The sequence below is a fragment of the Marinobacter subterrani genome (genome assembly GCF_001045555.1).
GTDB lineage: Bacteria > Pseudomonadota > Gammaproteobacteria > Pseudomonadales > Oleiphilaceae > Marinobacter > Marinobacter subterrani.
In genome coordinates this window covers 191,290-210,199 of sequence record NZ_LFBU01000002.1, presented here as the reverse complement: position 1 = coordinate 210,199, position 18,910 = coordinate 191,290, and the positions used below count along the sequence as shown (strand labels likewise).

17 protein-coding genes and 1 pseudogene are annotated in these 18,910 nt (G+C 60.0%); 6 read left to right on the top strand and 12 right to left on the bottom strand.

Going from position 1 to position 18,910, the window contains the following annotated elements; all coding sequences use genetic code 11:
• Positions 1-75: 75 nt before the first annotated feature.
• The gene (locus msub_RS16850; protein ID WP_048497313.1) at positions 76-1,362 is read right to left on the bottom strand and encodes an MHYT domain-containing protein; all 1,287 of its coding nucleotides are present in this window, start codon (positions 1,360-1,362) and stop codon (positions 76-78) included.
• Positions 1,363-1,595: 233 nt separating this feature from the next.
• Here msub_RS16850 and pdxH point away from each other — a divergent pair, with 233 nt between their 5' ends.
• The 5 genes and pseudogenes from pdxH to msub_RS16825 all read left to right on the top strand — a co-directional run bounded on the left by pdxH (position 1,596) and on the right by msub_RS16825 (position 4,388).
• Entirely contained in the window at positions 1,596-2,231 is a 636-nt protein-coding gene (gene pdxH, locus msub_RS16845; RefSeq protein WP_048497312.1) for a pyridoxamine 5'-phosphate oxidase, read from the top strand.
• A complete protein-coding gene (locus msub_RS16840; protein WP_048497311.1) occupies positions 2,200-2,955 on the top strand; it encodes a 4'-phosphopantetheinyl transferase family protein in 756 nt (251 codons plus the stop codon). Before pdxH ends, msub_RS16840 begins: the two co-directional genes overlap by 32 nt.
• A gap of 36 nt (positions 2,956-2,991) precedes the next feature.
• Positions 2,992-3,573 (top strand): annotated as a pseudogene (locus msub_RS16835) (DNA-3-methyladenine glycosylase I).
• Between the two features lie 57 nt (positions 3,574-3,630).
• Positions 3,631-3,936: a DUF6482 family protein gene (locus tag msub_RS16830; protein ID WP_048497310.1), complete on the top strand. Its 306-nt coding sequence runs from the start codon at positions 3,631-3,633 to the stop codon at positions 3,934-3,936.
• On the top strand, positions 3,933-4,388 hold the full coding sequence (locus msub_RS16825) for a DUF3429 domain-containing protein (protein WP_048497309.1): 456 nt from the start codon (positions 3,933-3,935) through the stop codon (positions 4,386-4,388). The genes msub_RS16830 and msub_RS16825 overlap by 4 nt, the downstream gene beginning before the upstream one ends.
• A gap of 39 nt (positions 4,389-4,427) precedes the next feature.
• On the opposite strand, the gene msub_RS16820 is transcribed toward msub_RS16825, so the two are convergent.
• The 8 genes from msub_RS16820 to msub_RS16785 form a co-directional block, all read right to left on the bottom strand.
• On the bottom strand, positions 4,428-5,426 hold the full coding sequence (locus msub_RS16820; RefSeq protein WP_048497308.1) for a sigma-70 family RNA polymerase sigma factor: 999 nt from the start codon (positions 5,424-5,426) through the stop codon (positions 4,428-4,430).
• A gap of 134 nt (positions 5,427-5,560) precedes the next feature.
• On the bottom strand, positions 5,561-7,003 hold the full coding sequence (locus tag msub_RS16815) for an aspartate kinase (RefSeq protein WP_048497994.1): 1,443 nt from the start codon (positions 7,001-7,003) through the stop codon (positions 5,561-5,563).
• Between the two features lie 50 nt (positions 7,004-7,053).
• Positions 7,054-8,322 (bottom strand): diaminobutyrate--2-oxoglutarate transaminase, encoded by a 1,269-nt coding sequence (ectB, locus tag msub_RS16810; RefSeq protein ID WP_048497307.1) that lies wholly within the window; start codon positions 8,320-8,322, stop codon positions 7,054-7,056.
• 210 nt (positions 8,323-8,532) lie between these two features.
• The gene (ectA, locus tag msub_RS16805) at positions 8,533-9,048 is read right to left on the bottom strand and encodes a diaminobutyrate acetyltransferase (RefSeq protein WP_048497306.1); all 516 of its coding nucleotides are present in this window, start codon (positions 9,046-9,048) and stop codon (positions 8,533-8,535) included.
• Between the two features lie 148 nt (positions 9,049-9,196).
• Positions 9,197-10,147, bottom strand: coding sequence for a metallophosphoesterase family protein (locus msub_RS16800; protein ID WP_048497305.1), 951 nt, complete (start codon positions 10,145-10,147; stop codon positions 9,197-9,199).
• 4 nt (positions 10,148-10,151) lie between these two features.
• On the bottom strand, positions 10,152-11,555 hold the full coding sequence (locus msub_RS16795; protein WP_048497304.1) for a sodium:solute symporter family transporter: 1,404 nt from the start codon (positions 11,553-11,555) through the stop codon (positions 10,152-10,154).
• A 446-nt stretch (positions 11,556-12,001) separates the two neighbouring features.
• A complete protein-coding gene (locus tag msub_RS16790) occupies positions 12,002-12,973 on the bottom strand; it encodes a radical SAM protein (protein ID WP_048497993.1) in 972 nt (323 codons plus the stop codon).
• On the bottom strand, positions 12,960-15,149 hold the full coding sequence (locus msub_RS16785) for an FAD-dependent oxidoreductase (protein WP_048497303.1): 2,190 nt from the start codon (positions 15,147-15,149) through the stop codon (positions 12,960-12,962). The genes msub_RS16790 and msub_RS16785 overlap by 14 nt, the downstream gene beginning before the upstream one ends.
• Positions 15,150-15,449: 300 nt before the next feature.
• Here msub_RS16785 and msub_RS16780 point away from each other — a divergent pair, with 300 nt between their 5' ends.
• On the top strand, positions 15,450-15,800 hold the full coding sequence (locus tag msub_RS16780; protein WP_048497302.1) for a DUF3147 family protein: 351 nt from the start codon (positions 15,450-15,452) through the stop codon (positions 15,798-15,800).
• A 134-nt stretch (positions 15,801-15,934) separates the two neighbouring features.
• On the opposite strand, the gene msub_RS16775 is transcribed toward msub_RS16780, so the two are convergent.
• The 3 genes from msub_RS16775 to msub_RS16765 all read right to left on the bottom strand — a co-directional run bounded on the left by msub_RS16775 (position 15,935) and on the right by msub_RS16765 (position 18,668).
• Positions 15,935-17,170: an MFS transporter gene (locus tag msub_RS16775; protein ID WP_048497301.1), complete on the bottom strand. Its 1,236-nt coding sequence runs from the start codon at positions 17,168-17,170 to the stop codon at positions 15,935-15,937.
• 343 nt (positions 17,171-17,513) lie between these two features.
• Positions 17,514-18,188, bottom strand: coding sequence for an FAD-binding oxidoreductase (locus tag msub_RS16770; protein WP_048497300.1), 675 nt, complete (start codon positions 18,186-18,188; stop codon positions 17,514-17,516).
• 39 nt (positions 18,189-18,227) lie between these two features.
• Positions 18,228-18,668, bottom strand: a complete 441-nt coding sequence (locus msub_RS16765) for a COG4315 family predicted lipoprotein (RefSeq protein WP_053077982.1) — start codon at positions 18,666-18,668, stop codon at positions 18,228-18,230.
• Positions 18,669-18,910 lie beyond the last annotated feature (242 nt).

The following is an 18,910-nucleotide window of genomic DNA, read 5'->3' as shown; positions in this document are numbered from 1 at the left end:
TCATAAGCGGCGGAATCCAGGGGCAATCTTGCCCACCTGCCTGCTGACAAGGATAGTCGGCCCGGGGCCGGTTTGTCAGCTCCCGAGGGTCTGGCCGGGCAATACCAGCTCCGGACTCACCGTCATACCAGCGAACCGGCCTATCTCATTGAGGTCCGCAGGCACCATGGCCGCCCGAATCAGCTTGCGCGTCGAGTTCCCCGACACCGGGAAAGCGGACTGGCCGGCACGCCAGGTTACCGGCATGGCCTCGGTACCGATTCGTTGGTCGATCTGGCGCAGGCGTTTGTACATGAAGGCGTGGCGCGCATCCTTATGGTCCGGCACCAGGGCAAAGAAACCACTGGCTGAGTAGCGGGACAGAAAAACGCCCTCGGACAGATGGTCCCTGAGCGACTGGCTGATCTCGTTGACGACAGCATTGAGCGACTCGGTGCCCATGCTGGTTGAGAGCTCCCGGAAATTGGCGACGTCCAGGTAGATCAGCGCAAACGGGTGCTGGCGGGCACCCTCGCGGGCCAGTACCTCCAGCAGTCGCTGCTCGAGGGCAGAGCGGTTGGGCAGGCCGGTTACAGCATCCACGAACGCCAGCTCGGCAACGCGCCGGTCTTCCTGAGTCCGGCGCTCCGCCAGCTCGCGCCTGTGCCCGATATCCAGCACAGTCACCACCAGGGCAACGGCAAGCAAGGCAATACAGAACACCGCCAGCGGAATGCCCATCCACTCACCACGCAGACCGTTGTCCGCCGCGGGCACCGCGCTCTCGGGGAAGGTCATTGCCAACATCCCGGTGTAGTGCATGCCACAGATCGCGGCGGCCATGGCCATCGCCGCGACAAACTGGACGGCCAGGGCGCTGGCGCCTTCCATTTTCTGAAGCTTCCGGCACAGCGCCAGAGCCGAGCCGGAGGCAGCCACGGCAATGCCGACCGAAAGTGCCAGCAGCCCGAGGTTGAATTCCGGCGGCGCGGACATCCGCATGGCGTACATGCCCAGATAGTGCATCACTACGATGCCGCCGGCCATCGCGAGCGTCGCGCTGACGAAAAGGCCCTTGCCGAGCTGCGGCCGGCCAATGATGTGCAGCGCCAGGCCCGAGGCGGTAACGGCGGCAAGCCAGGACGCCGCCGTCATCAGGGTGTCGAAGGTCATGGGTACAGCCATGGGCATGGCCCGCATACCCACGAAGTGCATGGTCCAGACACCGGTTCCCATCAGCAGGCCACCAGCCACCAGCCAGCGCTGTCGCTCAGCGCCCGCGGTGCTGGTCAGCCGGGCTCCGAAGTACAGAGCAGCGTAGGCAGCCAGAACGGCAACGAGAAACGACGCAATCACGAGGGGCAGATCGTATTCGGTCATCATCTTACTCAACTCTTTTTTTGTGGGGGTGAAACAGCAAGCCAGGCAACCTTCGAACGGCTGCCCATTGGTAAAGCAGAAGTTGATACGAGCCGGCTGTGAACCGGGTCTCAGTTTATTGTTGGATTTATGTAAACGGGTACGACACAAAGAGCGCTGACAGCCGCCCCTGAACCCGATATGCTCAGCAGTCGTATTTATCCCGTGGCATCAATGCGCGAGCGAGAGGATGGTTTATGGACATCGGTGATATGCGTCGTGATTTCGAGAGCGAAGGCCTCGATCGCGATGCACTGGATGACAACCCGGTCAGGCAGTTCCAGACCTGGTTCGAGGATGCCCGGGAGGCCGGCATTCTGGAGCCCAACGCCATGTCCCTGGCGACAACCGGCCGCGATGGCATGCCCGACCTGCGGACGGTGTTGCTGAAGTATTTCGATCAGCATGGCTTCGTGTTCTATACCAACTACGGCAGCCGAAAGGCCCGGGAGATGGAAGAAAACCCCAGGGCCGCCCTGCTGTTTCCCTGGCTCGGCCTGAACCGCCAGGTCAGGATCCAGGGTACGGTGGAAAAGGTCAGCAAGGCGGAGTCGCTGCGCTACTTCGCGTCCCGGCCCAGGGGCAGCCAGATTGGCGCCTGGGTGTCCGAACAGAGCAAGGCCATCACCTCCCGGGGCCTGCTCGAACAGAAAGTAGCCGAGATCAAGCGCAAGTTCAGCGATGGTGACGTGCCCCTGCCCAGCTTCTGGGGCGGCTACCGGGTGGTTCCCGAGCGCATTGAATTCTGGCAGGGCCGGCCAAGCCGGCTTCACGACCGCTTCGAATATGTAAGGGAAGGCGATGGCTGGCACATCCAACGGCTCCAACCCTGACCCTCGACCGGAAGTCTGGCTGTGCCACCAGACTGTTGGCCCCGAGGTAACGCCGCCCGGCTGGCTGACGGACTACGAGCGGCAGACCGTCGGCAAATTCAGTGGCCCCCGTGAGCGGGAATACCTGGCCAGCCGCTGGCTGATTCGCCAGGCTATTGGCAAATCCTCCGGCCTGCCGCCGGATCAGTGCCGCCCGGTGAATGGCCGCCCGGTCGCGTCCCATCACCCCGACGGCTTCATGCTGTCGCTCAGCCACAGCCACGGCCTGTCCGCCTGCGGCACCCGGGCCGGCTCCCCCCTTGGCCTGGATCTGGAGCCCTGCCAGCGGCATCCGCAGTGGGAAAAAGTGGCCCGCCGATGGTTCTCTCCCGTGGAACAGGAATGGCTGTTCCGGGAAGGCGACACCAACACCTTCCTGAAGGTCTGGACCCTGAAAGAAGCCTGGCTGAAAGCCACCGGTCGGGGCATTGCCGGCAACCTGCAGACTCTGGAAGTGCGCAAGAATTTCGAAATCTACGGTGACCGGCCCGAAGCCGACTGGCAGGCGGCCTGCTGCTACATCGAAGGCTACCTGGTAACGGTGGTGTTTCGCGGAAGCCGGCCGCAGTGGCCGGAAATTACCCTGCTGGAGCCACCGCCCGGGGATTTCACCCTGGTGGATGCGGTGTCGATGGAGGCTTCCTGGGAGCCACTGTTCCAGCGTACCATTCGCCCGAAAGCCTGATACTTCGAACACGGGAAAGCAGGAAAGGCCACTACCATGGAAACCCCCGAACGCTGCCCCTGGTGCGGCAACGACCCGCTCTATGTGCACTATCACGACACCGTGTGGGGCCGCCCCGAATACGACACCCTCGCCCTGTTCGAAAAGCTCTGCCTGGACGGCCAGCAGGCCGGGCTGAGCTGGATCACCATCCTGCGCAAGCAGGAGAGTTACCGGGCGGCCTACGATCACTTCGATCCGGAAAAGATCGTGCACTACGATGACGCCCGGGTGAAACAATTGCTGGCAGACCCGGGTATTATCCGCAACCGCCTGAAGGTGCGGTCCATTATCAAGAATGCCCGCGCTTACCTGGAGTTGCAGGATAAAGGCATCGGCTTCAGCGATTTTCTCTGATCTTTTGTCGAAAACCAGCCGAAGCAGAATCGCTGGCGCGCCCTGGCGGAGGTGCCCACCGCCACGCCGGAATCCGAGGCCATGTCCCGGGCCCTGAAGCGTTCCGGCTTTACTTTTGTCGGCCCGACCATTGTCTACGCCTTCATGCAGGCCACCGGCATGGTGAATGACCACCTGGTGCAGTGCCCCCAGCACCGGCAGTGCTATTTACTGAGCCAATGATCTTAATAGCCTGAGAGGTCGTAAGTTCTGGGGTGTTTCAAACCCCGGAGCTTCACCGTGAGAATCACCCTCGACGAACTCAGACGCACGCAGGATGCTGTCATTGATCTGCTTGAGATCCTGTCCCTTGAAGGCCAGCACTACATGGCCCGCCTGAGCATCGATGGCCAATTGTTTCTGCTGTCCGACAAGAGCGGAAGCACCAGCCTGTTCCGCAGCGCCTGGCAGATTCAGGACACCCTTGCTGCCTTTGCCATCCGGGAAACCCAGGTGGTGCACGCCTCGGCCTATCACGAAATGGTGGGCATGGCGCCGGCACAGATCGAGCCTTTGCGGATCCGGGTTCAGAGGCAGAAAACGTGATTGCGGTTGCACGACTGGCCATACTGGTTGGCGTTGCCGGCCTCATCCCCTTTATCGCGCTGATCACCGGGCTGTTTGTCATGCCACAGCACAGCGTTGCGCTGATCAGTTACTTCTATCTCTACAGCGCCGGCATCCTGGCGTTCATGGCAGGGGTGTACTGGCCCATTGCCATGCAACTGGATAACTGCTGCTACCCGGTATCCCCGCTGATCACCATGCTGCTGAGCCAGGTGTTCTTCGTGGCTGCCGGAATCGGCCTGTTGCTGCCGACGTCCGGGCAGATCCTGCTCTATACCCTGGCTTATCTGGCACTGTACCTGGTGGATGCACGGTGGATGCGGGTGTACTGGCCGGTGTGGTATCTGCGGCTGCGGTTGCTGCTGACCTCGGTGGTGCTGGTGTGCCAGCTGTCGGCGGCGGCCTGGTTCTTCCTTCTCCCGGCGCCTTGACAACCGGCGTACGCCGGCCGGCCAGGGCCTGATCAACGATCAGGCTCCGAAGGCGTCCTCCCGGGTCTCGAACCGGGTCTGCAATTTCCGCAACGCTGTCTTCTCAATCTGCCGCACTCGCTCCCGGCTGATGCCCAGATCGTCGGAAATCACCTGCAGGGTTTCCGGCTCCGGAAGCCCGAGACCGTAGCGCCGGGACAGTATGTCCTTTTCCCGGTCGGTCAGCTCACCGAGCATGGATTTCAAGGCCCGGACACGGTCCCGGTCGAACATCGGATGGTCCGGCTCCATCTGGTTCGCCGCCCCAAGGCTGTCTCCAAGGGTTATCGAACCGTCCTCTACCAGAGGCACATCGGTAGACAGCTCTCTTGCCGCCATAGCCCTGAGCTCGCCGATCCTCGACGGACTGGCTTCCATCTCACGGGCCAGTTCGGATTGAGAGGGGGTTCGCCCCAGATTCTGATGCATCCTCAAAGACACCTTGTGAAGCTGGCGGATTTCGTCCACCACATTCTCTGGTGTGTGCACCAGGCGAGTCCCGCGTTGCAGACAGCGTTTCACTTCCTCACTGATCCACCAGTAGGCGTAGGTTGAAAACCGAAAGCCTTTGGTCGGATCAAACCGCTCCGCGGCCTTGATCAGGCCGACGTTGGCATCCTGGATGAGATCGGACATGGCAATGCCATGCTGGCCGTACCGGCGCGCAATGTGCACTGCCAGCCGGAGATTGCTCTGGATCAGCTTGCGGCGACACGCCGTGGCCAGGTGGAACGCCCGTCGACACCGGGAAGAAAAGGCACAGGCATCCCCCAGGCTGCCGATCACTTCCCGGAAGGTTTGCGGAGTCGCCCCCGGCAATGCCAGCTCGGTACTGATGATTCGGTAGCACAGTGCCAGTTTACGGGAGAGGCGGCGTTCCGCCCCGTCCGTCAGAAGTTCATACCGGGACGCATCCCTGAAGTACAGCCCGACCAGGGAATCCCTTTCACCATCGTTGGGCGTTGTCGGAGACGGTCCCAGCCTGTCGGTTTTACGCATGGCTCGGGTACCGGTCAGAATTTAAAGAGAATACGACATCGGAAAGCCGATGGATTCACCGGGGACAGGTAGGGGAAACCCACAGGCGACGCAACCGTCTCGCCCGTGGGGACTGCAGCCTTGGCTATCGCCGGTCAGGCGGCAACAATGGCGTACTCGTGGTTATGGGGCTCGATCAGAACACCGTGCAGGGCCACGATGGCCTTCTCGTAATCGTCCTCATCCACCACAAACTGGATGTCCACCTGGCGCATGCACTGGTGCAGGGCCAGAACGCTGATTTCCTCATCGGCCAGCGACTTCACCGAACGGGCCAGAATGCCCGGCACTTTCATGTCGCTGCCAATGGCCGACACCACCGCGACCTTGCGGGTGTTGATCTCGGCGTTGGGGAATTCGTCCTTCAGTGCCTTGACCACCCGCTTGACGTGCTTCAGCGTGCTGCCCACGTAATGGGTGATGGTGTTGGCGTTGGTGTCCTTGGACATGAAACGCACCTTGAACCGGCTCAGTACGTCCAGTATCCGACGGTCCGACCCCGGCTCGCCCTGCATGTCCTGATCGAACACTTCAATGGCAAAGACGCCCTTGGCACCGGCAATGATCTCAACCTGAGGCTTCTCGCTGACATAGTCGCCGGTAATCAGGGTACCGGTGTGCTCCGGCTCGAAGGTGTTCATCACCCGCAGCGGGATTTCGTTCTGGCGCAGGCCCTTGCCGGCACGGGGGTGGATCGCCTCCATGCCCAGGTTGGCCAACTGATCGGCCACGTCGTAATTGGTGCGGCCCAGGGGGACCACCTTTTCCGCGCCCACAATGTTGGGATCGGCGGAGCTCAAGTGATATTCCTTATGAATGATCGCTTCCCGCGCCTCGGTGATCACCGCCACCCGGCTGAAGGTCATCTCGCTGTAGCCGCGGTCGAAGGTGCGCATCAGGCCTTCCTTGCACTGGGCGTAACCGGTCACGATCGGTAGTTCACGGCTCAGATCCACGGCATCGAAGGCCTGCTTGAGCTTCTCATCCAGCGGCAGCAGCTCGTGATCACGCCAGCCGGTCAAGTCCACGAAGCGGGCGTTGATGCCTTCCTGCTGAAGCTTCAGGGCGGTATTGAACGCACTGTGGGCCTCACCAATGCCGGCCAGCATTTCCCGCACCGTGAGCAGATGCTCTTCCAACTGGAACTGGCCGTACGAGCACAGACGCTGCAGGTCGATCAGGCAGCCCCGAACGCCTTCCACACGGTCGGTGATGAACTGGTCCGCCTGCTGCTTGAGCATCGGATCCTCGAACAACTCGCCGTTGATGTCGGTCAGAAACTTCACCAGCTTGGTGAGATCGTCACCCCAGGCCCAGTCCGATTCGGAATCCGCGAACAGGGCGTAGACACCCGGCTCGCCGGTTTTCTTGTGTTCCAGCAGCTCGTTGGTCACGCCGCCATAGGCAGACACCACGTAAATGCGCTGGTACAGCTCGTCCTTGCTACGATTCCCGATAATAATGTTATCGCGGACGGCCTCGTAGTTACTCATTGACGTACCGCCGATCTTTTCAACGGTATGTAGTTGGCTGGTCATAATTTTGCCTTCGCTATCCTGCAGCATGAATGTCCGGAGGTGCGGGCGCCTTACGACGCCTCGCTGAGCCCTTCCTGCATGATTTCGTCCACACTCTTCGCCAGCAGGGCTGCCCCTTTCTTCAGGTCGTCCTCGCTGGTGGTCAGCGGCATCAGGCACTTGATGACTTCATCATTCGGACCACTGGTCTCGATGATCAGGCCGTGCTCGAAAGCACGCTTGGTAATCGGGCCTGTCACATCCGCGTGGGTTGCTTCGATTCCACGCATCAAACCGCGCCCCTTCATTTTGAACTCACCGGGGTACTTGTCGCAAATCGCCTGCAGGGCATCGCCCAGGACCTTGGTCTTGGCCTTCACGTCGTTGGCGAACGCGTCATCTTTCCAGTAGGTCTCCACGGCGGTGCGGGCGGTGATAAACGCCATGTTGTTACCACGGAAAGTCCCGTTGTGCTCGCCCGGATCCCAGACATCCAGCTCCGGCCTGAACAGCACCAGGGCCATGGGCAGGCCGTAGCCACTGAGGGACTTGGAAACAGTCACGATGTCCGGCTTGATGCCGGCAAATTCGAAGCTGAAGAACTCACCGGTGCGACCGTTACCGGCCTGGATATCGTCCAGGATCAGCAGGATATCGTGTTTTTTGCACAGCTCGGACAACCCCTTTAGCCATTCCGCGCGGCAGGCATTCAGGCCGCCTTCGCCCTGGACCGCCTCCACGATCACCGCCGCCGGCAGTTCAAAGCCGGAAGAACCATCGCTGAGCAGCTTGTCCATGATGGCCAGGCTGTCTACATCGTCACCCAGGTAGCCGTCGTAGAACATGAAGTCGACATTGCCCAGCGGCGTTCCGACACCGCCCCGGTGGTGCTTGTTACCGGTGGTGGCAACCGCACCCATGGTAACGCCGTGGAAACCGTTGGTGAACGAGATGATGCCGCTGCGGCCTTTCACCTTGCGGGCCAGCTTCAGGGCCGCTTCCACGCAGTTAGTGCCGGTGGGGCCGGTAAACTGCATTTTGTAGTCCAGACCACGCGGGTCGAGGATGTACTTCTTGTAGGACTCCATAAAGTCGTGCTTGGCCGTGGTAAACATATCCAGGCCCTGGCTTACGCCATCGGCCTGAATGTACTCAAGCAGAGCTTCTTTCAGGATGTCGTTGTTGTGGCCGTAATTCAGGGAACCGGCACCCGCCAGGAAATCCAGGTATTCCTTACCATCTTCGGTGTACAGGTGCGCGTTCTTGGCGCGGTTGAAGATGACCGGAAACGCACGGCTGTATACACGTACTTCGGATTCAGTCGACTTGAAAATTTCCATCGTCTTGCCTCTTAGCATGTCAGGTTCGAGGTAGATGCGCGGGGGGCTTTATCAAACGGATGCAGGTGTCGTTGCGATAGGCCCGCCGTGCGTTGGTTAAAGCCTGATGGCGGACCTACCTCAGTGGTCCACCGGCTAATCCAGATCACAGCTTTACAGTCGTTCCCAGCTCCATTGGCCCGTGACAGGGCCGATCATGAAACGGGACGCTCAGGCTGGCTTCGTGAAGGGCCCGATGCGCAGCAGAAACTCGGAATCGTGCTGCCCGCCAAAGTGGGTCTCTTTCTCGAAGTGCTCGTGGTAGGTGAGCTCGGCTCCCATATCACGGGCGAAGGAACGGAACAGTGCCCAGGAAGCTTCGTTGTCTTCCGTGATGGTGGTCTCCATGTGGGTGACCTTACTGCATGCATCACGGCCAACGATTTCTTTCAGCATCCGCTTGGCAAGGCCCTGGCCACGACCTTTCTCGTGAACCGCCACCTGCCAGACAAACACGGTCTCGGGCTGTTGGGGAGGGATGTATCCGGAGATAAAGCCGACCAGATCGCCTTCCTTCTCCGCGGCCACACCGGTTTCGGCAAAGTGGCTGCACTGCAACAGGTTGCAGTAGATCGAGTTGGGGTCCAGTGGCGGGCATTCAGCCACCAGCTGGTGGAGCCTGAAGCCATCATCCTTCACCGGTGTGCGAAGCGTGATGGCGGTAGTATTCGATCCTTCTGAGGTCATAACGTGATCAATTCGTCGCAAAAGTTAGTGTTGAATTATATAGACCACAAAATATATTTCAAGCGCGGGTCAAAAACTGTCCGATGCCCGGCTCCGGCTTACCCTTTCAGAATAGACCGGATCGAATCATTCGCCAGTGACAAATTGGTTAAGATGCGGGAGGGAAAATCACGTCTTCGGCCCGAAGAGACGTGCCGTGTAGCATCCGGTGCCGGTAGGACACTGCCGCCGGCGAGCCCGCCGGCCAGAGCCGGTCAAACTCGGGCAACCAGGCCTCCAGTGAGTAGTCCACCGGCAGCAGGGACACATGCAGGCCCTGGCGCTCAAGGCCGGCAACCGGCTCAGCCACCGGGCTGGAAAGCGCGATCCGGGTGATCAGGCCCCGGGGATCGGATTGCAGGTTCGCCATGCCGGCCGATCCGTTATTGGCCACCACCCGGCGTTTTCCATCCACCAGCCCCGACCAGAGCACTGGCAGGCAGGTATGGGTCGAGGCGATCACATCGGCACCGGACGCCAGGAACCATTCCGAGAGCCTGTCGTCGTTGCCCCCGCTGAACGATTCGTAGGCCAGGCCCCAGCCAGCCAGGGACTCCGGATCGCCATGCAGCACCAAAACCTTTAGGCCTCCAAACATAAGGCAGCGATACCTCGGCAGCAGGGACAACCGCTTCTGGATATCCGGGTGGTCGCCGGCAATGGCCTGCAGCCGCTCCATGATGCGATTGGAACGCGCCACCACACCGTGATCCACGAAGTCCGGATAGGCGCAACCACAACCGGCACCCGGGCTTGGGTTGGCCAACTCGAAATCCACATTGCCCAGACTGACGGTATGATCCAGAACCCGGTTGTTGATGCTCCGGAACAGGCTGTCACTGGCGTTGAACCAGTTGAAGTCGCCATTGAACACCAGCCTTACCCGGTGCCCCTGGCGCTCCTCCGCCAGCGCCATCTGCTCGATTTCATCCAGCGCCCAGGGGTTCCCGTACAGCCCGCCGATGATATAGAGCACATCCTCGGAGACCTGGCGGGGCTCCTCACACAGTACAGCGGGGGAGTATCGATACGCCAGCGGGCAACTGCGTCCTTCGGTCATGACCTCAGGCCTCACCCGCCGCCAGAGAACGCCGCTTCAGGCGCCGAAGCACCAACGGAACGAAGAATCCGGCCGTGCAGACAAGAAAGCCATAGGCATTCACGCCCAGCAGCATGGCGTACTTGCCATCGCCAATGGCCCAACTGGCCGGGATCAGCCCCACCGCCAGCAGAACCCCCAGCCCCAGGCCGGTCCAGAAACTCAGGTGAAAACTCCAGGGCGACCATTTGGTGAAACCGTAAAACAGGAACACCGGCGCCAGCCCCATCACCATGGTGCCGGAAATGGTGGTGGCCTTGAGAATATCGGTGCCGGCAAACATAGGCAGGTTACCGGCAAAGGCAAAGATGACCATCACCACCGCCCCCACCCGCATGCTTGGCAGCTTGTCCGACGCACGCCGGGCCAGCCGGGGCAGATCCACCGCCAGGGATTTCGCCAGGGAGGTAAAGGTGGAATCCAGGGTGGAACCTGCCGATGTCATCATCACTACACTCATAAAGAACAAGGCCGCCAGCCCCAGGGACTGGCCCACGGCCGCCGGGGCATTGCCCATGGCGTCAATGCCGTTCAGCCGGGCATGAACCCCCACCAGGCTGAAGATAAACACCGCCACAAAGCCCAACAGCCCGGCCACTACAAAACTCTTCAGCATGGTCTTTTCCTTGTTCACAAAACCCCGGTCGGTCAGCACCGGATCATGAAACGGGTAGCTGAACATCTGCAGCAAGGCCACCAGCAGCAGGTCAAAACCGGCATCGAGCCGGAACTCGCCGTTGCTCAGCAGCGCACTGGAGTCGTTGGCCGGAATAATCAGGAACAGCACGGCTCCGACGAAGAACACGAACACAAACGCCTGAATCACGTCGGTAAAAATCGATGACCGCAACCCGCCCTTCAGACTGTATGCCAGGGTAAACACCGTAAATACCATCGCCGCCGTGTAATACTGCCACTGGCCCGGCAAGCCGAAATAGCCACCGACCACCGCGGTGTTGCTCCAGACTTCATTATAGAGCCGGATCAGAATCGCTGCCGCAAACGCCAGCGCTGCAAACCGCCCGAACCGGGAGGTCAGAAAATCCTGCAGACTCCGGGCGCCAGTCTGGGTCCGGATCAGATAGATGATATAGCCAGCCACAGGAATCGACAGCCAGTAACTGGCGTAAGCCAACCCGCCGGTGACGCCATATGCGGCACCCAGATTGGCCGCATTGGTCACCGACTTGGCAAAGATCCAGCTGATAAAAATACTCGCCGTCAGCGACCACTGGCCCACCGGGTTACCCTGATCATCCGCGCCCTTATAGAACGAATTCGCGTTCTTGCTCTTCGGCGACAGCACGTACATCACCACGCCGTAGACCAGCAGAAATCCCCAAAACAGGGAGGCCTCTGTGAAGTTCATGTTCTCGTACCTTGTTCTTTGTGCTTTATTCCGGGGCTTTTCCCGGGGTTTCTGATTTAGTGCTTTTCGGGGCAGGCCGGTAGGGCGTCCAAAAAAACGCCCGTGAACCCATCCATGGGGGGCTTGGTCGCGCCGTCCTTGGCGCTCCACATTTTTTGAACGCCCTACCGGCCTGCCCCTTGTTCAACTTCCGTTCTGGCTTCCCCGGCGAAGGAGTTAGCCATCAGCCATCCCCTTGCCTCGCTTAATCACTTTTCTGATTCTGTATTTCCTTCCCACTCAGCAACCGAATAGCAAAGTCACATCCGCGGTCTGGGTGGTGAGGTTATTTTCCCGCCAGGAAAAAGATGTCTGAGCGAAGCGAGTTGTTTTTCCCAAGGGGAAATAACCTCACCACCCAGGCCGCCAATGACCAGCCACCAGTCCTGAGCGACCCAACACCAAAGTTAAGCAGGCGCCGAACAACTAGCCCCAAACCGGTAACAGGAAAAACACCGATGGTGCCGCAACATAATGCGCTCATCCATACTCTCGGCCAGCGTCCCGCCCAAGTCATACTGCGGATCATCATCCACCAGCGTGCAGGCATACACCCGAACCCGGTCGCCCTTCTTCACCAGCATCCGGGTATACGTACACATAAAGTGAGAACGCGCCTCCTTGGTCGGATACTTCTCCATACAGGTCTCGGTAATCTCCGGGCTGCCATCTTCCGACCCGGGTGTGCCCAGATCCGGGAAAGCCGTAAACGCCAGGTTCTCCGGAATGCTCCACGCCCGGAAGATGTCACGGAAGGCCGCCTCCACATCGGCAGGGATTTCCTCGGGATCGGTCTGCCGGGCAATGGACACCTTGAAGCCCTGTTCGATCAGCCAGCGAATGCCCTGCAAAGCCTCATCGAAGCTGCCTTCACCGCGTTCCTTGTCATGCCGCGCCCGATCGGGGAAATCCAGGCTGACCCGGAAATGGATCGGGTAGGGGTTGTCCAGCAACGGCAGCACCTGATGCTGGCGCTTGTGCAGCGGCTCGGTGGCGTTGGTGAGCACAAAACAGGGCCGGTGCTGGCTGGCGTAATCCAGGATGTTGACGAAATCCCGGATCACAAACGGCTCGCCGCCGGTGAAGGAAAACTGTTCCACGCCCATGTCGATGGCTTCGTGGAGGAACGGCTTTACGTCGCTGAGCTTCATGCCTGGAATGCGGCCATCGCCGGGGTGCGAGCCTTCCAGGCAGAAGGGGCAGGCGAGGTTGCAGGCGGTGCCGGTATGGATCCACAGCTCTTTCAGCTTGTCCGCATCGATGTAACCCCGGGGAGCACCATTGCGGGTGTGGGTCCAGCTGTCGAACGCCCGGGGTTCCAGGACTTCCACGGCCGGAATGCGCTTTTTTCGGGCGGTCGGGGTTTCAGTCAGGGGCATAGAGGCTCCTTGGTGTTTTCGTGTCTTTGCCGCGGCGCCAGCCGTGCAGCTTCTCCAGCAACTTCAGGATGCCCTGGGGGGCATGGGCGCGTTTCCATTCGCCGGCAGCGTATTTGGCGGACTCGTTCCAGGTCGGGTACGGGTGGATGGTACCCAGAATCTTGTTCAGGCCCAGGCCATGCTTCATCGCCAGGGTGAATTCCGCGAGGATGTCCGCTGCATGCGAACCAACCACAACCGCCCCAAGGATCTTGTCCTTGCCCGGCGGCGTGAGTACCTTGATAAAACCCTGGTCCTCGCTGTCAGCAATCGCCCGGTCCAGGTCATCCAGACCATACCGGGTGAGCTCGTAGGCGACGCCCTGCTCTCTCGCTTCAGCTTCACTGAGCCCGACCCGGGCCACTTCCGGTGACGTGAAGGTCACCCAGGGCATTACCCGGTAATCCACCTTGAAGCGTTTGAACTGCCCGAACAGGCCGTTTACCGCCGCGTACCAGGCCTGATGGGAGGCCGCGTGGGTAAACTGGTACGGCCCCGCCACATCGCCACAGGCAAACAGGTTCGGGTAGCGCAGGCTCATGTCCTCATTGACCGCGACCGTACCGTTGGGCAGGGTCTCCAGACCAATCCGCTCCAGGTTCAGGCCGGCGGTGTTTGCCACCCGCCCGACGGCCACCAGGACCTGATCGAAGGCAATACGCGCCCGTTCGCCCTGATGGTCGCAGTAGGCAACCTTCTCACCTTCCTCCATACGGAACTCCACCGCAGAATGGCTCAACCGGACATCCACGCCATCGGCCTGGAACTGCTTGAGTACCAGCTCGGAGACATCGACATCCTCCTTGGCCAGCAGGCGCTCGCCCATTTCCACCTGGGTGACCTTGCTGCCCAGCCGGGCGAAGGCATGGGCGAGCTCGGAACCGATCGGGCCGCCGCCCAGCACCAGCAGACGCTCCGGCTGCTCCCGCAGCTCCCACAGGTTATCGGACGTCAGCGGTTGCATGTCTTTCAGGCCGGGAATCGGGGGTACCGCCGGTTTGCCGCCGGTGGCAACAACGATGCTGCGGGCGGTGAGGCGTTCGATGCGGCCATCATTATGTCTGACCTCAAGTTCCCAGGGCGAAACGAAGCTGGCTTCGCCGGCAATGCAGTCCACACCCAGTTTGCAGTAACGCTCCGGGGAATCGTGGGGCTCCACTTTCGCAATGACAGCCCTGACCCGATCCATGATAGTTTTGAACGAACCTCTGACCGGCACCGACTCCAGCCCGTAACGGTTGGCATGGCGCAGAGTATCCGCGGCTTTGGCACTGCGGATCAGCGCCTTGGAGGGCACGCAGCCGGTGTTCAGGCAATCGCCACCCATCTTGTGCTTTTCGATCAGCGCTACCTTGGCTTTCACGGCGGCGGCAATATAGGCCGAGACCAGACCGGCTGAGCCACCGCCGATCACCAGCAGGTTGTAGTCAAAGTGCTCCGGCTTCTGCCAGCCGGCATACACTTTGCGGCGACGGATAAAACCGACCACGAACCTGGCAATAAGCGGGAACAGGCCCAGCAAGGCGAGGGAAAGCAGCAGATCGGCAGAGACAATGTCACCGGTGGACTGGATCTGCCCGAGCTGGGTGCCCGCATTCACGTACACAAAAGTTCCGGGCAGCATGGCCACCCAGCTCACCAGCGCATAGGTGCGCAACTTCATTGACGTCAGGCCCATGGCCAGGTTGATCACGAAGAAGGGAAAGATCGGCACCAGGCGCAGGGTTGCAAGGTAGAACGCGCCGTCTTTTTCAATGCCCCGGTCCATTTTCGCCACCGCCCCGGCATAGCGCCGGCGCAGGGTATCGCGCATCAGGAACCGGGCCACCAGAAACGCCAGGGAGGCACCGAGGGTGGAGGCAACCGACACCGCCGCCAGGCCATAAAGATTGCCGAAAAAAGCCCCGCCGGCGAGGGTCATGATGGTCGCGCCGGGCAGTGACAGCGCGGTGACCACCACATAGATCGCCACAAAACCGAGCACCGCCAGCACCAGGTTCCGGCCGATCCAGTCTTCCAGAAGCTGCTGATTATCCTGCAGATTCTGCAAGGTCAGCAGGTCATTGCCACCGCTGGCGATAAAGCCGATGACCACCGCCACAATCAACGCCAGCAGAATCCATTTTTTCGATGTCATGAAATAATCCTTGTTACCCTTGACCCGGTACTGCAGAGACTAACCCGATACTGAGCAGACACAGCATTCGCGGAAGTGTTACATCGTACCCGTCCGTTTTTGCTGCTTTTGCCGCTTTATAAAGGTTGTACGTGATTCGGACCGGTATTGTGTCAACGATTGCTCATGAATATCTAACAATTTGGTCACGCCCAGCGGGGGATACTCAGGCAACCGCCATCGCAAAAACCTCCCCGAAAAGGAATAATGAACAAACGATCACCAAGTTCCCTATTTCTCTGCTCAACTGGACTCCTTTTAATGACCTGGATAATCACCAAATACGCCATTACTGCAGCCCTGATCGTTCTGATCTCCGAAGTGGCAAAACGCAGTGACAAACTGGGCGCGCTTATTGCGGCACTGCCCACGGTTACGGTCCTGGCCATGATCTGGTTGTACGTGGAACATCAGCCGTCGGAAAAGATCAGCAACCACGCCTGGTATACCTTCTGGTACGTGCTTCCGACACTACCGATGTTTCTGCTGTTCCCCTTTCTGCTTCCCAGGCTCGGATTCTGGCTCTCGCTGTTATCCAGCGCGGTCATCACAATGACCTGCTTCGGCGTCTTTGCCCTGGTCGTTCGCCGGTTTGGCATTGACCTGCTGTAGTGCGTGACGGAGGGAGTGTGAGACGGCGTAAGCGCCCAGAAGAGGCCATGGTGGACCGGTGCCCGCCGCATGGACTCTAGCCGGATAGTAGTGACCGTCCCTTGTGTCTGTAACAGGCCTGGCTTCGGCGAACGCTAATCATCGGAGCGCTCCGCACGGAGCTCCCGGCCCAGCCCCGCCCATTTTGCCCACAGCCCGAACAGCAGAAGCAGAGCCCCGGACGAGGCGGCGAAGGCCACCGGAAAGCCCCAGAGGTCGGCGATCAGGCCCACCATCAGCGGGGCAATGGCCTGGGCCAGGCGGTTGCCCATCAAACGTAAGGCCAGGCTCGGCCCACGCTGCGCCTTGCTGACACTCTCCGACAGAATCACCATCGACAGCGGCTGGGACAGACCGCCGGCTATCCCGATGCCAACGGCCAGTAACGCCAGCCATACCACCCGATCACCCGCCAGGCCGGTAAGCATCAGCGACAGGGTGACGCACAGCACGCCGATCTGGATACTGCGGGTGCGCCCGCCCAGCCAGCCGATCATGGGTGACATCACCAGCCGCACCAGCATGGAAGTCAGGGCTCTGAGACTGATCAGCACACCCACGGTCGCAGCACTGATCGACAGGCCTTCCAGGTAAACCGGCATGAATCCCGAGTGGACACTCATGATAAACAGCGAGACGCTGGCCATGGCCATGGACAACTGCAGGCCCCGGTTGGTGCGAAACAGCTGCCATTGCGCGCCATAGCCCGCGGCTGATTTTGGCGCAGGGGTGCCGCGGCTGGCGTGCGGTGACAGCAGCAGGGCCATCAGGGCCGATAACACCGGTACCAGCGCAATGGCGACAAACGCATGATTGATGGAATGCTGATCGATCAGATAGCCCGCCAGCAAAGGCCCGAGCAACTGGCCGCCTGACATGCCCATGGTGTACCAGCCAAAGTATTGCTCCAGGGTTTTACCCCTGGCCAGGCCTGAAATCAGCGCCTGGGCGGCAATGATCAACAGCATATTGGACATGCCGGCAATCAGCTGGGTCACCAGAAGGCCGGCAAGCGTGGGAAACAGCAGCGAGAAAACCGGCCCGGTGGCCATGCCGACGGCGCCGCCAATGATCACGGTCCTGGCGCCAATGCGCCCGATATACCCGCCGACCGGAATGGCCAGGATAAGCGGCAGAATGTAAGGTGCGGAGACCACCAGCCCGATCATCGACGGGCTGATCTCAAGAGCAAGTGCCTTCAACGGCACCGTCAGCAGCAACATGGCGTTGGCCAGCATGGCCAGGCTCAGGGCGACGGTGACAACCAGCAGATCCTGAAACGCCTTCGGAGGCGGCAAGTCGTCTGTTTCGGGCGCGTAGTCAACTGGCATGGAGGTGCATCAACGAAGAACGGTTAGAAGCAGGTCCTGACATTGGTTTCGACGGGACGCAAGAGTATAGCGCATCGGGCGGGCAAAGAGAGGTTGCACGGCAGGTTCAGACCGACGATTGAACGTGCGACCCATGCCGTGGCGAATGACTCAGGGAAGCCGTGCGCCGTCCCGAAAAGACTCCTGAAGCACTGTCGACCGCCCCTAGCGTGTTCGAGGAGTTGTGGCGTTCAACAACCGGCGAAGCAGGTGAGGCAGGATGGAGGCCACGATTTACTTCCAGTTTCGTAACAAAATGACGCAACCTCTGTTACTTTGAAATCCAGACATTTTGCGAGATAACCTACTTCTCGAAGACCAAGGCGTCCGGGCTGGCGCCCAATTCCTCAAGTGCCGCCATGATGCCCTTGTTGAACGGGCCGGGGCCGCACACGTAGAACGCCTGGCCGAAATCCCTGATTTGTGACTTCAAAAAAGCCTTGTCGATAACCCCATCCAGAAAGATATGATCACCCGTCGGTTTCTCCCGGGTGATCACGTTAATAAACTGGTCACCCAGGATTGTCTCGAACTCCTCCTTCAGGATAATGTCCCGCTCGGTCTTGTTGGAAAAAAGTAACTGGTTATTGCGAATCTCGCCTTTGCGATACAGATCGCGCAGAATGGCTATAAAGGGTGTCACACCCGCGCCGCCGGCCAGGAACACGCCCTCCTCCTTGTATTGAATGGTGCCCCACGGGTCGCCGATGATCAGCTTATCACCCGCGCTGAGCCGTCCGATCTGATCGGTCACACCCTCGTGATCCGGATAAATCTTGATGACGAACTCCAGATAGGGATCAGTGCTGAGCGATGTGAAAGTGAACGGCCGTTTCTCATCCCTCCAGCCTTCGCGATCAACGGCTACCTCAGTGGCCTGCCCGGGCGCGAACGTGAAGCCCTCGGGCTTTTCAAGCCGAATCTGCCTGACGTCGTGGGTGACGTTTTGAATATCCTGAATTTCCAGTGTATGACTCATAGTTCCCCTTATGCTTTCGGTTTGGGCCGGATTACGCCGTCACTCGGCGTGCACTTCTTCGCCACCCGGCGTGACCAGATACCATTCCGCGCCAAAACCTTCGACATCCTGCCCCTTGGTATCGCCCGGCGCCTGATCCTTAATGAAGTAGTAAAGCGGCCACCCGTGATAGGTCACCTGCATCGTGCCATCCGCGCGCTCAAGGGTACTCAGGGCGTCGGCATCGATACCCTTGCCTGCCCGGGGCTTGCCGTTGGTGGTGAACGGTGGCCAGGCGTTGGCGCAGGCATCGTAACAAGTGCTTTTGCCGGCTTCGTCGGCCTCAAAGAGGTAGAGGCTTCGGCCTTCACTATCGGCCAGGTAGGCGCCGAAGGGGGATTGTTCGGCGACGGTGATCTTGGCAGGGTCCGCCGCATTGGCGGCAGGCAGTCCGGTTGCCAGGGTCATCACGAAGAGCAGTGCGTTCATTGGCATGTTCATGGGATGCCTCCTCTTTATCCGTGATATTCGTGGTGATCAACGATTACTACGGAAACTCGTCTTTTAAAGGTAGAGCTCGCCTGCCAGCCCGTCAACGTGCTGCCGCCCGCTGCCCATTGTGCAAGATGAACGGACGGTGGTGACGGTGCAGGAAAAGCCCTACGATGGAATGACAATGGCCAACTGGTCTGGCCGGACGTCAACTGAAGGAGATCTGGCGCACCGACAAAGAAGGAGCCCCG

Coding starts and splice junctions, on each gene's coding strand:
- msub_RS16790 (WP_048497993.1), bottom strand. CDS start 12,973: ATGCCCCTGACTGAAACCCCGACCGCCCGAAAAAAGCGCATTCCGGCC.
- msub_RS16815 (WP_048497994.1), bottom strand. CDS start 7,003: ATGACCAGCCAACTACATACCGTTGAAAAGATCGGCGGTACGTCAATG.
- msub_RS16775 (WP_048497301.1), bottom strand. CDS start 17,170: ATGCCAGTTGACTACGCGCCCGAAACAGACGACTTGCCGCCTCCGAAG.
- ectB (WP_048497307.1), bottom strand. CDS start 8,322: ATGGAAATTTTCAAGTCGACTGAATCCGAAGTACGTGTATACAGCCGT.
- msub_RS16850 (WP_048497313.1), bottom strand. CDS start 1,362: ATGATGACCGAATACGATCTGCCCCTCGTGATTGCGTCGTTTCTCGTT.
- msub_RS16795 (WP_048497304.1), bottom strand. CDS start 11,555: ATGAACTTCACAGAGGCCTCCCTGTTTTGGGGATTTCTGCTGGTCTAC.
- msub_RS16765 (WP_053077982.1), bottom strand. CDS start 18,668: ATGAACATGCCAATGAACGCACTGCTCTTCGTGATGACCCTGGCAACC.
- pdxH (WP_048497312.1), top strand. CDS start 1,596: ATGGACATCGGTGATATGCGTCGTGATTTCGAGAGCGAAGGCCTCGAT.
- msub_RS16770 (WP_048497300.1), bottom strand. CDS start 18,188: ATGAGTCATACACTGGAAATTCAGGATATTCAAAACGTCACCCACGAC.
- msub_RS16785 (WP_048497303.1), bottom strand. CDS start 15,149: ATGACATCGAAAAAATGGATTCTGCTGGCGTTGATTGTGGCGGTGGTC.
- msub_RS16780 (WP_048497302.1), top strand. CDS start 15,450: ATGACCTGGATAATCACCAAATACGCCATTACTGCAGCCCTGATCGTT.
- msub_RS16840 (WP_048497311.1), top strand. CDS start 2,200: ATGGCTGGCACATCCAACGGCTCCAACCCTGACCCTCGACCGGAAGTC.
- msub_RS16800 (WP_048497305.1), bottom strand. CDS start 10,147: ATGACCGAAGGACGCAGTTGCCCGCTGGCGTATCGATACTCCCCCGCT.
- ectA (WP_048497306.1), bottom strand. CDS start 9,048: ATGACCTCAGAAGGATCGAATACTACCGCCATCACGCTTCGCACACCG.
- msub_RS16820 (WP_048497308.1), bottom strand. CDS start 5,426: ATGCGTAAAACCGACAGGCTGGGACCGTCTCCGACAACGCCCAACGAT.